The 14972-nt window shown below is 63.7% G+C and carries 16 protein-coding genes; 7 read left to right on the top strand and 9 right to left on the bottom strand.

Translation table 11 applies throughout. The annotated features are described in order from the left end of the window. A partial coding sequence (locus WAN02_RS17550; RefSeq protein ID WP_422265507.1) for a hypothetical protein occupies positions 1-636 on the bottom strand: 636 nt, incomplete at its 3' end. Between the two features lie 277 nt (positions 637-913). On the opposite strand from WAN02_RS17550, the gene WAN02_RS17545 reads away from it, so the two are divergent. The 3 genes from WAN02_RS17545 (at position 914) to WAN02_RS17535 (ending at position 3974) form a co-directional block, all read left to right on the top strand. Beyond that, positions 914-1528 carry a TetR/AcrR family transcriptional regulator gene (locus tag WAN02_RS17545; RefSeq protein ID WP_422265505.1) on the top strand — a complete coding sequence of 205 codons (615 nt, stop codon included), beginning with the start codon at positions 914-916 and terminating at the stop codon, positions 1526-1528. A gap of 55 nt (positions 1529-1583) precedes the next feature. Further along, entirely contained in the window at positions 1584-2366 is a 783-nt protein-coding gene (locus tag WAN02_RS17540) for a hypothetical protein (RefSeq protein WP_422265503.1), read from the top strand. An 87-nt stretch (positions 2367-2453) separates the two neighbouring features. Next, positions 2454-3974: a glycosyltransferase family 39 protein gene (locus WAN02_RS17535; protein ID WP_422265512.1), complete on the top strand. Its 1521-nt coding sequence runs from the start codon at positions 2454-2456 to the stop codon at positions 3972-3974. A 4-nt stretch (positions 3975-3978) separates the two neighbouring features. On the opposite strand, the gene WAN02_RS17530 is transcribed toward WAN02_RS17535, so the two are convergent. Next, positions 3979-4806: a glycoside hydrolase family 16 protein gene (locus tag WAN02_RS17530; protein ID WP_422265511.1), complete on the bottom strand. Its 828-nt coding sequence runs from the start codon at positions 4804-4806 to the stop codon at positions 3979-3981. A 127-nt stretch (positions 4807-4933) separates the two neighbouring features. Between WAN02_RS17530 and tpx the strand changes: the two genes are divergently transcribed. Continuing rightward, positions 4934-5437: a thiol peroxidase gene (gene tpx / locus WAN02_RS17525; protein ID WP_422265501.1), complete on the top strand. Its 504-nt coding sequence runs from the start codon at positions 4934-4936 to the stop codon at positions 5435-5437. A 23-nt stretch (positions 5438-5460) separates the two neighbouring features. On the opposite strand, the gene WAN02_RS17520 is transcribed toward tpx, so the two are convergent. After that, positions 5461-6747, bottom strand: a complete 1287-nt coding sequence (locus tag WAN02_RS17520; protein ID WP_422265500.1) for an acyltransferase family protein — start codon at positions 6745-6747, stop codon at positions 5461-5463. 160 nt (positions 6748-6907) lie between these two features. Between WAN02_RS17520 and WAN02_RS17515 the strand changes: the two genes are divergently transcribed. Continuing rightward, positions 6908-7246, top strand: a complete 339-nt coding sequence (locus WAN02_RS17515; RefSeq protein ID WP_422265499.1) for a hemophore-related protein — start codon at positions 6908-6910, stop codon at positions 7244-7246. Positions 7247-7329: 83 nt separating this feature from the next. Here WAN02_RS17515 and WAN02_RS17510 read toward each other — a convergent pair whose 3' ends face one another. The 3 genes from WAN02_RS17510 to WAN02_RS17500 are packed head-to-tail and all read right to left on the bottom strand — an operon-like array spanning position 7330 to position 10068. Next, a complete protein-coding gene (locus tag WAN02_RS17510) occupies positions 7330-8139 on the bottom strand; it encodes a glycoside hydrolase family 16 protein (RefSeq protein ID WP_422265498.1) in 810 nt (269 codons plus the stop codon). A 57-nt stretch (positions 8140-8196) separates the two neighbouring features. Continuing rightward, positions 8197-9018: an alpha/beta fold hydrolase gene (locus WAN02_RS17505; protein WP_422265497.1), complete on the bottom strand. Its 822-nt coding sequence runs from the start codon at positions 9016-9018 to the stop codon at positions 8197-8199. A 9-nt stretch (positions 9019-9027) separates the two neighbouring features. After that, entirely contained in the window at positions 9028-10068 is a 1041-nt protein-coding gene (locus tag WAN02_RS17500) for a class I SAM-dependent methyltransferase (protein WP_422265510.1), read from the bottom strand. A gap of 60 nt (positions 10069-10128) precedes the next feature. On the opposite strand from WAN02_RS17500, the gene WAN02_RS17495 reads away from it, so the two are divergent. Then, positions 10129-10980: a class I SAM-dependent methyltransferase gene (locus WAN02_RS17495; protein ID WP_422265495.1), complete on the top strand. Its 852-nt coding sequence runs from the start codon at positions 10129-10131 to the stop codon at positions 10978-10980. Positions 10981-10983: 3 nt separating this feature from the next. Further along, on the top strand, positions 10984-11772 hold the full coding sequence (locus tag WAN02_RS17490) for a DUF1906 domain-containing protein (RefSeq protein WP_422265494.1): 789 nt from the start codon (positions 10984-10986) through the stop codon (positions 11770-11772). Between the two features lies 1 nt (position 11773). Here the strand turns inward: WAN02_RS17490 and WAN02_RS17485 are convergent, their stop codons facing one another. Genes WAN02_RS17485 through WAN02_RS17475 form a run of 3 tightly spaced genes read right to left on the bottom strand, consistent with a single transcriptional unit; the run spans position 11774 to position 14962 of the window. Next, complete coding sequence (locus tag WAN02_RS17485; protein WP_422265493.1) at positions 11774-12940, bottom strand: glycosyltransferase; 1167 nt, start codon at positions 12938-12940, stop codon at positions 11774-11776. A 37-nt stretch (positions 12941-12977) separates the two neighbouring features. Further along, a complete protein-coding gene (locus WAN02_RS17480) occupies positions 12978-14153 on the bottom strand; it encodes a PP2C family protein-serine/threonine phosphatase (protein WP_422265509.1) in 1176 nt (391 codons plus the stop codon). Between the two features lie 8 nt (positions 14154-14161). Next, complete coding sequence (locus WAN02_RS17475) at positions 14162-14962, bottom strand: alpha/beta fold hydrolase (protein ID WP_422265508.1); 801 nt, start codon at positions 14960-14962, stop codon at positions 14162-14164. Positions 14963-14972: the final 10 nt, after the last annotated feature.

Genomic DNA, 14972 nt, shown 5'->3' with positions numbered 1-14972 from the left:
GATGTAGACGGCAAATGTCGTCAACCGCAATGTGAACGACAGTGGACCATTCCAGGCGAGTGGGCCCGTTTTGTAGAGGATCGAGAATGCGCTCGGGGCCAGCAGCGCAACGGTCGCGACGTTGAAGTGCGCGACCCAGCGCGGAAAGATCGGATCTGGACGCTCATCCAGGTAGACGCTCAGTGCCAAGCACAGGTTCTGCACCATGATCGTGCCAACCGGCGCGATGAAGAAGAACCACGCCATGTCATTGAGCAGGCTGGTGAGCTGCGGATCCCGTTCGGGCCTGAAAGCGGCCATCCCCCAGCAGTAGTCGGCGAGAATGAACGCCGTGGTACCGACGCCGACGCAGATGATATAGGCGTACGTCAGCACAGTGCTCGACGTTGCGGCACGAGAGATCTGCACGGCTGTCACCGCGAACAGTGGCACCAAAGCGCACGCAATGAGGTTGCAGAGGATCGCCACACCGAGGATTCCCGTGACGTTGCCCCGGAAGAACGCTGCCACCTGATCGGGCGTCAAGGTCGGGGACAGCGGTGGTGAAAACACCGGGAACACAAGATAAGCAAGCGCAAACAAAGCCACCGCCGGCGGTGCCGTCCACAAGAGGATGCGTTGACCTCTGGTATTCATCGATTCCGTCCTGCCTCACCTGATGCGAAATCGCGCGCCGTCGCACGACGTCGACGGGCCACTCAGTTGGCTCGCTACGACCCCGTGCCGTCTTAGATCTAGCACGTTCACTGACAAATGACAACGAAATCCACGACATCATGCCTCCGCTCGAAGTCGGCGGGCCGATGTCTTGCTTGCAAAATGGCCTGTAGTTGGCGGAAAGCCAGAGGAGTGCATCCACGCTCGGCTCCGTTGAACGGCAATTTCAAGTGATATCTGTCAGCGAGTTGACCGGATGCTGCAGAATAGGTGCGTGCCGGACACTGCGACGGGTCGCGAAGCCCAGCGCCGCAAGACGCGGGCGCGGGTACTGGACGCCGCGATCGTGGAGTTCCAGCGTGCCGGCGCAAATTCGGCGGACATCAACGCGATCGTGGAGGCGGCGGGAGTTGCCCGCAGTACCTTCTACTTCCATTTCCCCACCAAGGAACATGTCCTGCTGGAGTTGATCCGACGCGATGAGGACTATCTCGCTGAGGAGCTGAGCCGATTTCTCGAAACCCGCCGCGACTTGCCGGCTGTTCTGAACGAGATCATCAGGCTCGTCGTCGCACTTGAGACCCGTTGGGGTGCTGCACTATTCCGCGATGTGATCAGCCTGTACTTTTCGCCGGCGCGCCCCGTGGACGATCACTGGATCAAACACCCGACCTTCGTGTTGCTCGCTGCCGAGATCGAGCGCGCGCGAAACCGCGGCGAACTGTACGACGATGTCGGCGCCTACGACAGCGCCGCGTTCTTCCTCATCGGCGTGCACGCACAACTCATCAGCGCCGGAGTGCCGGGGGCGGACCGCGATGAGGTGCTCAGCAAATTTGTGACGAGCACCCTGCGCAGCCTGCAGCGCTGAGCTATCGCTACCCGACGCCCCCGCCGAGCCGCACGCGCCCATACACTGATCGATCGTGGGCATTCTGTTTGGCTTCGCGCCGTGGATCGTCTATTGGGTCCTGGTCGGCAATGCATCATTCCTGGTTGCGGCTTCGGTCGCCTTCGTGATCGCGATCGCCGGACTGGTCGCCGGCTATCTCACCCGCACACCTAGGCGTGCGCTCGAAATCGGTTCTGGTGCAACGTTCTTGGTGCTAACTGGGGTGACACTGCTGGCCAGCCAGTTGTTTCTGCAGCGGTGGGCGCTGCCACTGAGCATCGCGGGAATCCTGCTGGTCACCCTGGTCGCCGCTCAGTCGGGCACGTCGTTCGTGCACGAATACGCCGCGGCGAATCAACCTCCGGCGGTGGTCAACAGCGATGTTTTCGGCCAGATCACCTCGCGGCTCACCTGGATCTGGGTCGGCGTGTTCGCGGGGATGACGGTGTCGTCCGCGATTCCACCGATCGTGGCGGCTAACGCATCGGTACGCGACACCACCACGCCGCTGACCTACATCGGCTACTGGGTGGTTCCGTTCTCGCTGTTGGGTCTGGGCACGCTCGCCACCAGATTCCTGCCCGACTGGATGATCGCCGCGGCCGGCGACATCGTCCGTAAGACCACGTTCGTCGCCTACCACGAGGCCACCATCGACGAGCTGTACTACCTGGCCCAGGAACATGCCAATCGCGAGGTCGGCGCGGGCGAGGAAGCGTACGCCGTCAAAGTCGGCAGTATGGGGACGCCCCTGGTGGGTGACGACAGCCGGCACTCGTGGCCGTCCACCTACAAGGTGCGCCAGTCGCGGCGCTAGCCGGAAGGGGACGGCGCGCAATGTCCGCTGCGCTTCTGGCACCATGGCGACGTGATCAGCGGGTATTCAAGACGCCCGGTCGCAACGGTGCACGGTGATCGACTGACACCGCCGCGAGCCGCGCTGGACCCTGTGATCGTTGCAGTGTTGGCCTCCGTCGTGAGCCTGGCCGGCGCGGGCCGCCCGTCTTTCTGGTACGACGAGGCCGCCACGATTTCGGCCGCCTACAGTCGTTCGCTGAGCCAGCTGTGGCACATGCTGGGAAACGTCGACGCGGTCGAGGGTCTGTACTACGTGCTCATGCACGGCTGGTTCAAAATCGTCCCGCCCACCGAATTCTGGTCCCGCGTGCCAAGCGGTCTCGCGGTGGGGGCCGCCGCGGCCGGAGTCGTGGTGCTAGGCAAGCAGTTCTCATCTCGCACTGTCGCGGTGGCCTCCGGAGTTGTGTGCGCGATCTTGCCCCGGGCGACGTGGGCGGGCATCGAAGCTCGCCCGTATGCGCTCTCGATGATGGCCGCCGTGTGGCTGACGGTGCTGTTCATCCGCGCCACGCGCCGCGACGACGCGTGGATGTGGCTGTGTTATGGCCTCGTCCTGGCGATGTCGGTTTTGCTCGACGTGTATCTGCTGCTTTTGTCGCCCGTGTACGTCGCTTTCATCTGCGCCTTTCCGCGCAGCCGAACCGTCGTACTACGGTTCGCGCTTGCATCCGTTCTGGCCGGCTGCGCGCTGACGCCGTTTTTGATTGCGGCCATCGGCCAAACGCATCAGATCAGTTGGGTCGCGCCGATTGCGCACCGGACGATCGAGGATGTGGCAGTGCAACAGTATTTCGAGCGGAGCCCTCCGTTCGCAATTCTGTCCGCGCTGATAGTCGCGACGGCAATGGTGTTGTGGCTCTTTACATCCGCGCCCCTTGTGGAGGCGGACCGTCAGCTATTGACGTTGGCGATTGGCTGGCTTGTCATACCGACCGCCGTGATCGTCGCCTGGTCGGCGGTAATTCACCCCGTGTACACGCCGCGCTATTTGTGCTTCACCGCACCGGCGATGGCCGTGATATTGGGCGTGTGCATCGGCGCATTGGCTGTCACGCGATGGGCGGCGCCAGCCGTCGTCTGCCTCCTCGCGGTTGCCGCGGCACCGAATTATGTTTCGGCGCAACGTAATCCGTACGCGAAATACGGTATGGACTACAGCCAAGTCGCGGACCTGATCACGGCCAAGGCAGCGCCCGGCGATTGCTTGCTGGTCAATGACACGGTGACGTTCATGCCAGCACCTATGCGCCCATTGCTGGCGGCCCGCCCGGACGCTTACCGGAAGCTGGTCGACCTGACCCTCTGGCAGCGAGCAACCGATCGCAACGACGTCTTCGATACCAACCTCATCCCCCAAGTTGTGGCGAAACCACTCGGCCAGTGCCGCGTCGTGTGGATCATCACCCAAGCTGACACGGCGATGCACGCGCACGGGCAGGGCTCGGCGCTCCCGCCCGGGCCTCTTTACGGAGTGACCCCGGCTTTCGCGGTTCCGCACGATCTAGGCTTTCGCCTCGTCGAGCGGTGGCAGTTCAACCTGGTTCAGGTGATCAAGGCCGTGCGGTGAACCGCTACCAGACGCGGATGTAGTCGACCAGCATTTGGGCCGGGAACGTCCCCGCGGCGGGATCGCCGGCGCCCACCCCGCCGACCGCAAGTGTGAACATGGGCGTCATCCAATAGCCGGGATTGCTGAACGGCCACCGCTTATCTTCGGGCGGTGCTCCGAAAACGTGGATCGGCTTCGGCGGAACGCTGAAGTACGGTTTGGATCCGTCGACGTAGTCGCGCCAGAATTTGAAGCCTTCCTCATCCCAACGCATGCGCCAGGTGTGCCAGGCGTCGTCCACCATCCCGGGAATTGATTTTCCTTCCCAGGTCTTTCCGTTGGATGCCGCGTGGACGGTCGTGCCGGGAGCCCATTCGCCGTTGCCGTACCACTCGAACAAGTCGACCTCGCCGTCCGGCTGCGGATCCTCGTTGACGGTCCAGAACGACGGCCACATGCCGGGGAACAAACAGTTGAGTTTGATCCGCGCTTCCCAGGTGGTACCGATGCTGCCACGCCAATTGCCGCGCAGTTTCCCGGTGAAATATTGGTCGCCTTGGCGGGTGGCCTGGAGGACCAGGTTGGAATTTCCGTCGAGAAAAACGTTGCCGGCACTGTATGTCCCGTCGACCGGCGGGTACACGTCGTCCTGCCAGGTCTGCGGCGTCCACTTGGCCAGATCAACGCCTTGGCCAGCGGGTCCGTCGAACTCGTCGTGGAAGATGTACGGTCCGGCGGGACCAGCTGATGGCGCCGCCGGGGGAGATGGGTGAGCCCAGGCTTCCGGGAGAGACATCGCGGCCCCCAGTGCGCCCAGCCCCATTGTGATCATCATGTTCCGTCGGTTGATCTCAGGCACGCTAGCCAATATATAGAGGACATTAAGAGCCGGCATGCCGGCCCGTGGGCATGTCGCGCGCCGCGGGCGACCCAACCCCGGCCCCACGCCGGCCTCTCGGCCTTGGCAGACTGTGCGCATGGCACAGATAACTATGCGTGGAAACCCGATCAACACCGTCGGCGATCTGCCGGCCGTCGGATCTTCGGCCCCGGCCTTCACACTGACCGGGTCCGATCTGGCACCGGTGAGCAACGACCAGTTCGGCGGTAAGCCCGTGCTGCTGAACATCTTTCCGTCGGTGGACACACCGGTGTGCGCGACCAGCGTGCGCACCTTCAACGAGCGCGCCGCAGCAGGCGGTGTGTCTGTGCTGTGTGTGTCCAACGACCTGCCGTTCGCGCAAGCCCGCTTCTGTGGTGCCGAGGGCATCGAGAACGTGCAGACCGCATCGGCGTTTCGTGACACCTTCGGTCAGGACTACGGCGTGACCATCGCCGATGGCCCCTTCGCCGGCCTCCTTGCCCGGGCCGTCGTGGTGATCGGCGCCGACGGCAACGTCGCCTACGAGGAGCTGGTTCCGGAGATCGCGCAAGAGCCTAATTACGATGCAGCGCTGGCCGCGCTGAGCGCATCGTCGTAGCTCCGGCACGCTATTTGGTGTGCCTACCCGCGGGCGCGATCCCGTGGGCACAGCGCCACCAGGAGCACGCCGACGGCGAACATCGCTGTGGTCAGCCGGGGGAAATGCCCGTGGGGCGCGAAGCCTTCCGCGGCAAAGAACGCCAGCCCGTAGGCAGTCATCGAGGCGCCGGCCAGCATGATCGGCGCAGCCCAGCGACCGCCGAGCACGTTGAGCGCGGGCAGTGGCGCGGCGAATAATCGGCGGCCCCACCACAGCAGTGCCAGCTCCACCGCGGTCACCAGGCTGAGGATGATCACCCATTCCAATCGGCCGAGCCACCATGCTGCGTGGCCCTCGGCCGGTTGTGGCAGCAGCCCGGCCGGGTAGCCGATGATCGCCACGATCACCACGGGAATCATGTGCCACAGATACAAGGCCATCACATTGGTGTTGGCTCGCGACAACACTCGCTGAACGGAAGCGGACCGCAGCGCGCGGTTGAGCCCGGGCGCGACGCTGATCGCCAGCCCGGCCTGCGCACACCCGAACGCCAGCATCGCCAGCGACGGCGGCTCGGTATTCTGCACGGCCTGGCCCGGAACGCCGATCATGCTGACCGGGTAGGGGCCCAGCCAGATCAACAGCCACAGCGCGCACGCCGATCCGGCGGCAAGCATTACCGGTCGCAACCCCGCCAAAGATCCTTTCTGCCAGGCTATTCCGAGTTGGTAGAGCACCGCCCAGCACAGCAGATAATTCAGCCAACCCAGATACGGCACGTGACCGGCCAGTGAGGCAACGTCGACGGCCACGACGCCCGCCGCCAGCAACGCCGGAACTACAAGTCCCCAACGGCGTTGTGCCGCAATCGCGATCGGCGTGAGCACGACCAGTACCAGATAGACGGCGAGGAACCATAGGTGCATCGCCACCGCCCAGCCCGCATATTCCAGCGTCGACCCGGCCACCCCAGATGCGTCAACGGCGGCGACAACGACCGACACCAGCGCGACATACACCGCCGAGGGCCCGAGCACACGAGCGAGTCGATGACGCACCCAGGTCTGGCGCGCCACCCCCTCGGTGATGCATCGATGGCTCCACGAAACCGCAGCTGCGTAACCAGCGACCAGGAAGAAGGCGGGAACGGCTTGGAAGGGCCACGTCAGCCACTGTGTCCAGGGTTGATCTACGAGCGGATTCTGCCGACCGAAGACTCCGTCGCGGTAGGTCACCGCTCCGGCCAGCCAGTGGCCCAGCACGATGAGAACCACCCCCGACACGCGGTAGAAATCCACCGCCGGGTTGCGGACCGGGCTCTCAGCCATACCCGAAAAGTACCTGTGACACGGCGTTGCGGGGCTGAGCACGGGATGCGTCGGCCGAGGTGGCGCGATCTTCGGCAAGGCCGCCCCCCGAATCCTTCCGGTAAACTCGTGTTCTCGGCGTCGAGGTTCGGCGCTTTATTATTTGGAAGGTGTCCCATATATGGTCACGCGTTCGTTGAGCAAACTGGCTGCCGTAGCCGGGGGTCTGGCATTGTCGGTGCTCGCTGGCGCGGGAATCGCGTCCGCAGACCCGGATATGGGTGCGGCGATCAACACGACCTGCAGTTATCCGCAGGTGGTCGCGGCGTTGAATGCGACGTCGCCGGCCGCCGCAGCAAAGTTCCAGAACTCGCACATGGCGCAGGGCTGGTTGCAGCAATTCCTGGCGTCGCCGCCGCCACAGCGCGAGGCGATGGCACAGCAGGCGCAGGGCTTCCCGGGGGCTGCGCAGTATTTCCCGCTGATCAACCAGGTCGCCGGCAGCTGCAACAGCTACTGACATTTCGTAGTTACGGGGTGAACCTGCATCGCGGGTTCACCCCGTTATTTGTCACGAGCCAGGGGAGCGGCGCATGCGGGGTCCTACCAGACCCGGATCCAGTCGACCAGCATCTGCGATGGGTAGGTGCCCGGGCCAGGGTCGCCGCCGCCGGAACCGGCAACCGCGAGGTTGAACACCGGGTAGACGGTGTAGCCGGGGCCGTTGAACGGCCAATCGGGCAGCGAGTCCGACGGAACGTCGAAATACGGTTGCGCGCCGTCGACCCAGTCCTTCCAGAAGCGGATACCGGCCGCGTCCCACTGGCATCGCCAGGTGTGCCAGCCGCTGTCCACCGCGATGTTGTGGGTCTTCCATTCACCGCCGTTGGCTTTCGCGTGAACCGTGGTGGCCGACGGCCAGCTGCCGTTGCCGTACCACTCGACGACGTCGATCTCGCCCTGGTCCTCATTTCCCAGCCAGTAGGCGGGCCAGCTGCCGGCAGTGAGGCAATCGAGCTTGATCCGCGCCTCCCAGGTGTGGCCGACGCCGCCTCTCCAGAGACTCTGGACCTTGCCGCTGTAGAAGGTGGGGCCATCTTTCGCGGCCTTGAGAACCAGGTTCGACTTGCCATCGACAAAGACGTTGCGGCGATCGTCGCGGTATTGACCGATGTTCTCGGGCAACTCCCAGTGGGTTGGGTCTTTGATTACCTCGCGCGCTTTGGCCACCGCCCATTTCGCCCCATCAGGCGCTGACCCGGCGGGGCCGTCGAATTCGTCTTGGAAGATGTATCCGCCCTGCGGCGCTGCTGGTGGGCGTGGGTAGGCCTGGGCCTGTGGGAGAGGAGCCACGGCTGCCAACACGCCGAAGCCCGTCATCAACATCAAGGTGCGACGATCCATTTCGGGCATAGGCCCTGCACGATATCAGCCACGCACGGCGGCCGGCCAAATCGCGGTTCGGCCGGATCACAGGTGAGCGAGCAGTCGCTCCGCGAATGCGTCGGGGTGTTCCCGGTGCATGAAATGCCCGCCGTCGACCTCTTCGACGATGTAGTCACCGGAGAACATCCGGGCGGCACCCCGATAGTCGGCAGGCTTCGCGATCGGATCATCGAGCCCCGCAAACACGATCGTGGGCACGGTAATTCGCGCCTTCAGCGACGCGCTGGGTAGCGGCGAAAGCTTTCGGTAATAGCCAAACGCGGCGTTCAAACTCGCGCGATGCGAAAAGCTCGCCCGCACCGGGTCGAATTCGTTCAGGTCGGGCCGCCAACTCGGCGACCATCGGCGGCAGATCGCGGGAAGCGCCGCGAAGTCATTGCGCGCGAAGCGTTTTGACGCCCCCGGTAGCTTATACACCGCGAAATGCCGCGCCCCCCAGAGCTGTTTCAGCGTCGGCTTGAGCGTAGCCGGATGCGGGATGGCGAGGACGAACAGTTTCTTGACCCGTTCGGGGCCTAGCGCCGCCGCGCCGTACGCGGCCGCGGCTCCCCAGTCGTGTCCGATGACGACGGCCTCCCTGGCGCCGAGCGCGTCAATCAGCGCAAGGGCGTCGCGCGCCAGCGTTTCTTGGTCGGCGTCGCGATCCGGGATCGCGGTGGGGTAGTACCCGCGCATGAAGGGGCTGACCGCGCGATATCCCTTCGCCGCGATGCGAGAGCGCAGGTGGTCCCAGGTGTGTGCGGTGTCGGGGAAGCCGTGCAGCATCAGTACCAGTGGCCCGGTTCCTTCTTCGAGATAAGCGAACCTCAGTCCGTTCGCGTCGACGAACTGGAGTGCATCGGCCATGACTACCCCTCACGTTTTCTGATATACGAGCCAGCGCAACTCGATTGGAGATTCTGCACGCTCGACGTCGAACAGGTCGAGGCCGCTGGCCCACCCCTCGAACCACTCGGTGGGTGGCCAGGCGCCGTCGGGCAGATGCGTCTTCTCGTACTCGTAAGCCGAGTCATCGGCGAGGAGCTCAACGGGCAGCTGAGACGATGCGACGTTCAGTTCGTCACGCGTGAAAATCATCGTGTTGCACTGTTGCCCCAGTTCGCGCGTCGCATCATCGGGGATGTAACCCTCACGCGCGAGGAAGGCATTGAAGACCAGCCGACCACCGGGCGCCAGACAATCGGAGGCGAGTTCGAATATGCCGCGTAACTCATCGGTGCTGCGGAAGTCGGGGACCACCTCGGCAAGAATGATCAGCCGATAGTCGCGACGAACACCGTCCATCGTCTCGAAGACGTCGCCATCCATGACGCGGACCTGAAGCGATTCGCTGTCGGCCTCCGCACGAATGATGTCGGCGAACTTCGGGCTCATCTCCACCGCATCCACTGGGTGGCCACGCCGCGCCAGAGCCAACGCATTGCGGCCCGTTCCCGCACCGACGTCGAGAACGGCATGAGTCTGAGGGTCGGCCACTTCGCCGGACAGCGCCCACACCCGGGCGTCCGGCTCAGTACCGAATAGCGGTCCCTCGCGGGTGGTGAGCCAGCCGTCGTAGGCGCCTCCGAGTGTCACGGACTCGGTTGTGACCCGGTAATTCATCGAGATACCGAACGGCGCGTGAAACGAGATCACGATGTTCGAACGGGAGGACGCCGTGTAGGCCTTGGCCAACTCGGCCTGCAGCACCGTCTTCAGCTGGGCAGCTTGCTCGGCGGTGTACTGGACGCCGGCGACGGCAAACACGTTGTGGCACATCTTGAGGTACTCGTCGATCATGCTCGGAACGGCGGGCACCGTGATCTGCGTCGTCACCACCGCCCGGCGATACAACCGCCTGACCACCGCCTCGCCCAACGTGGACGGACTGAACGACCTGACGGCCGGATCCTCCATCAGACCCTTGTACACGACCCATTCGTGTTTCACCAGCGCCCGAGTGCTATACAGCAACGTATGTCGGACGCCGGGCATTTGATCACCCACGTTTCGGATACGGCCCGGTGGACGGCGCTGTACCGGGCAACCGAATCAACGCGGGCCGATGCGCTGTTCAGAGATCCACTGGCCGAGAGTCTCGCGGGCGAGCAAGGCCGCGCGATCGTCGCCAAGACTCCGCTGACCAGCCGCAGCGGCTGGTGGCTCGTGGCGCGCACCAAGATCATCGACGACGCCATCACCGAAGCTATTGCCGGCGGTTGCGACCGGGTGCTGAACCTGGCCGCCGGCTTGGACACCCGGCCGTACCGGCTGAACCTTCCGTATGACTTTCCATGGATTGAGGCGGACCTTCCGGAGTTAGTTGCGGAGAAGACGCAACTCCTGGCCGACCAGACGCCGCGGTGCCGGTTGACTCGGTCGGCGGTCGACCTTGCCGACCCGGCGGCCCGTAACGCGTTCTTCGACCAGGCTCTTGACGGCGCCACCAAAGCGCTGGTCTTGACCGAGGGCCTGCTGATGTACCTGGAAGACGGTGATGTCACAGCACTTTCGGATGCGCTCAACCGGTCCGAGGTGGGTTGGTGGATGCTGGACTTTACCGGCCCTGGCCAGAAGCGGCTGATGAACAAGAGGATGGCCGGCATGTTCGAGAATGCCCCGTTCATCTTCGCGCCCGACAACGGGCTGGCCTATTTCGAGGACCTCGGCTGGCGAGTCCTCGAATCCGAGTATCTGATGGCAGCTGCCAAGCGATTTCGCAGGTTGCCGCTTTTCATGTGGCCGGCGCTGTGGGGCCCGCAGCCGAATCCGCGCCACCCGGGCAGACGACCCTGGAGCGCCACGGCCCTCCTCACCCGTGGAGCCTGAATTATGGTCAACTCATCCGAACTGCGAACCGTCTCACGGCGCGAACTCGTTAAACGTGGCGCGGCCGCGGTGGCGCTGACCCTGGGACCGTTAGGCTCGATGCTGCAGGGCCGCACAGCATCTGCCGACAACATCAGGCTGATCGATTTCGCCGAGCGCCGAATCGCGCCGGCCGAAATCAAATCGGCCGGCTACGCCGGAGTGGTGAACTACGTGTCCGAGTCGCGACCGGGGGCGAACTTCGAGGCCAAGCCCATCACCCGCGAGTACGCGGACGCGTTACGCGCCGCGGGATTGCATATCGTCAGCAACTTCCAATACGGCAAACCGGGCGGAACCGCACCCCCGGATTTCATTCGTGGGTTCGACGGTGGAGTAGCGGACGCCCACACCGCGTTGCGACTCCACTCCGCTGCCGGAGGCAGCGACTCCGCCCCGATCTTCTTCAGCGTCGACGACGACATCAACGTCGACACCTGGAACAGTCTGGCCGTCAACTGGTTTCGCGGTATCAATTCGGTATTGGGCACTGCGCGAACCGGGATCTATGGACATTTTCAGGCTTGCCAGTGGGCGAACAACGACGGCGTCATCGGCCGCTCCACCACGGCAGGGCACAAATGGGCCTGGCAAACCAAGTCCTGGTCCCATGGGCAACGCGACTCCACCGCAGTGTTGTACCAAGAGGTGGTCAACACCCCGTCGAATCCCGGCCCGCTTCTCGGTGGCATCAACATCGACGTCGATGAGGTGCTCGCTCCCGACTTCGGCCAATGGGACCTCGGCCGGTGATCTAGTCCGTGCTGGCGGAGGCTTCTACGAAATCAGCAGCACTGGAAGCGCTTTCGTGCGGCGATATCATTTGTTCGGCAATCTTGCCAGCCCGATCAAGGTAGTCCAGGGTGAGAATCGACCTCAACCCGGCGGCCAGCGATTGCTGGTTGACGTCCGAGAAGCGTTGTCCCGTACCAATCTTGTGCTGCTGCACACCGGCCGCCCACACCGGCTGATCGAGCCAGAGCCACAAAATCAGCGACGGCACACCGGCGCGCATCACCGCTGCGGTGGTGCCCGCGCCGCCGTGGTGGACGGCCGCCTGGCAGCGGGGAAGGATCGCGGCGTGACCGACCACGTCGACAAACTTGACGTGGTCGTAGTGATCGAATTCGGACAAGTCGTTGGGACCCGTGCAGATCAGCAACCGCTGGTTCAATTGCGCGCACGCCGCCGCGATCATCTCGACGATCTCGGCCGGGGGAGAAATCGGCGTGCTGCCCATGCCGAAATAAACGGGCGCAGTTCCCTCGCCAATCCACGACAGCACCTCATCGTCGGCATCGGCCGGCGATTCGAGGGTGAGCGCGCCGACAAACGGCTTGCCCGGTTCCGCCCATTCCTCAGGCGTCCCGGGCAAGCACCGTTCGTCGTAGGCCTGGATCTCGATCACCGCCGGCGCGGGCTCGGACTCCTCGGGCAGGCCCAGCGCCCGACGCAGGGGTTCCTCGGACATCTTGACAAGCTGTGAGTTGAGCTGCCCGGACGGCTGAAACCGCGACGGAAAGAAGTGCAGCGCAACCAACGGAATACCCTCATGTTCAGCGATGTTGGCGGCGAGCCGCTGCTCGTTCATGCCTGTCACAAGCAGGTCGGCGTCTTCAACGAGCGATGCGAGCGCCGTGCCCTTGTCCACCCAGACCTTGGTGATACGTTCCAGGGCGTCGGGCAGCGCGGCGTAGGGGTTTTTCATGTTGGCGACGAAAAAATCCGCCGCCGTGTTCAGCTCCGCCTCGGAGTCGGGCCCATAGGCCATCGCGTCGAGACCGACCGACTCGGCGAACCCGACCATGTTGGGCGGAACCGCTATGCGCACGTCGTGACCTCGGCGCTGCAACTCCCGTCCGACCACGGCGCATGGCTCGACATCGCCCCGGCTCCCATACGCGGCCAGTACGAATTTCATCGGCGAAACCTCACTCGGGGGACTTCGGCGGGACTGGCTACATCTTTACAGGTACGCCCAGCGCCAACACCGCGACATCATCCTCCACACCTGAGCCGAAGCCGTCCAGCAGCGACTGAATCGCTGCGACAATCCCCGACGCGGTAGTCGGCGCTTGTGCGGCAGCGAATTCCAGCAACGCTCCGGAATCATCGTAGCGCTGCGCGCCGTCGCCTATTCGCGCTTCGGTCAACCCATCCGTGTAGAGAACCAGCGTGTCGCCCGGCGTAAGCCGAATGCGGGCAGCAGCGAATTTCGGCTCCATGGGGATGCCGACGGGCTGGCCACCGATTGTGTCCACGTAACGTGCCCCGCCGTCGGCACCGAGCACTAATGGCGGAAGATGCCCCGCGCTGGCGAGGTCGATGCCGAACTCGCCGTCGTGTGGCGTGAGAATTCCGAAAATGACTGTGGCAAATTGGTTTACGGTGTCGCGAAACTCCTGGGTCAGGACAGCATGCAGGTTCTCCAACACCGCGACGGGGTCGGCATCGAAGACCGCCGCCGCCCTCAAGGTGTAGCGGGTCAGTGAAGTCACCGCGGCGGCGCCGGCGCCTTTACCGCTCACGTCACCGATGAAGAAAGCCCACTTGTCATGCGTGAGCGGGAACAAGTCGTAGAAATCTCCACCGACATCGTCCGCGGAAGCGGGGTGGTAGTGAGCAGATGCATCCAAGCCTTCGGGGGGTGAAAGCGACGGCGGCAGCAAAGACCGTTGCAGAGTCCGTGCGAACAGCTGAACGCGCGCGCGTTCCTGTTCGACCCGTCGTCGCTCATTGAGGAGTTCGCGCTCGTACGACCGCCGATCGCCTGCGTCGTGAATCGCGATGCGCAGCAGAACCGGTCGGCCGTTGACATCGGATTTGATGTTAGCGGTGAGGAACGCGGGAAGCCGTGTGCCCTCTGCGGTGATCAAATCCACGGTAATGCCTGTGAGCTCACCATGCAGTTGCAGCAGTGGCGCAAAATGGGTTTCGTAGTGTATGCGGCTACCTACTGCCAACAAGTCGGTAAAGGGTTTGTCGATCAACGTTTTTCGCTCGTGGCCGAGCCACGCCAAAAGCGTGGCGTTCACGCTGACGATGCTCCGGTCAGGCTTAGCCACTATGTAGCCGCACGGCGCGTTCTCGTACAGGTCCTCAGTGCTGAGGCCATCGGGTAATGCGTCTTCCAGCTCTGGTGTCACGTCGCCCCGGCGAACTCAGCGATCGCCTGTGCGGTGATGTCCGGCGCGCTGAGCTGGGGGCAATGGCCAATGGCGTCGAGCGTGACCAGCTCACTGCCGTCGATTCGTTGCTGGACATAGGCACCCACCTCGCGCGGCGCCAATGTGTCATGTGCGCACTCGATTACCAGAGTGGGAATCGATACTCGGGCAAGATCACCGCGGTTGTCGGACAGGAAAGTGGTGCGCGCGAATACCCGGGCACATGCCGGGTCGGTGCGGCAGAAGCTGTCAGTGAGCTCGTCGGAGAGTTCAGGTTGATCCGGGGCTCCCATAATCACCGGCGCCATCGCTCGCGACCACCCGAGGTAGTTGCTCTCGAGTGAGTCCAACAATTCATCGATGTCGGCGCGCGAGAAGCCACCGCGATAGTCGCCACTGTCGATGTAGCACGGTGAGGGAGTAAGCAGGACCAACCTGGCGAAGCGGCTCGGATCGGTCGCGACCGCCAGCACTCCCATCATGGCAGCTACCGAGTGGCCCACGTATGTCACGTCGCGCAGATCCAACTCATGAACGATGCCGAGGATATCGTCGGCATATCCCTGCAGCGACTCGTACCGCTCGGGATCCCATGCCGCGGGGTCCGAAGCACCGCAGCCCACGTGATCGAACAGAACCAACCTGAAGCTCGCTGCAAGTCGGGCTTCAACCAGTCGCCACAGATTCTGATCACACCCAAAGCCGTGAGCGAGCATGATCGTCGGACCGTTGTCGGCTCCGGCGATCCTCACGTTGTTCCGCGCCCGCAGATCCACGCATTCATAC

The sequence above is a fragment of the Mycobacterium sp. genome (assembly GCF_049281135.1).
Classification (GTDB): domain Bacteria; phylum Actinomycetota; class Actinomycetes; order Mycobacteriales; family Mycobacteriaceae; genus Mycobacterium.
The sequence above is the reverse complement of the archived record's forward strand: the minus strand, read 5'-3'. Positions and strand labels throughout refer to the sequence as shown.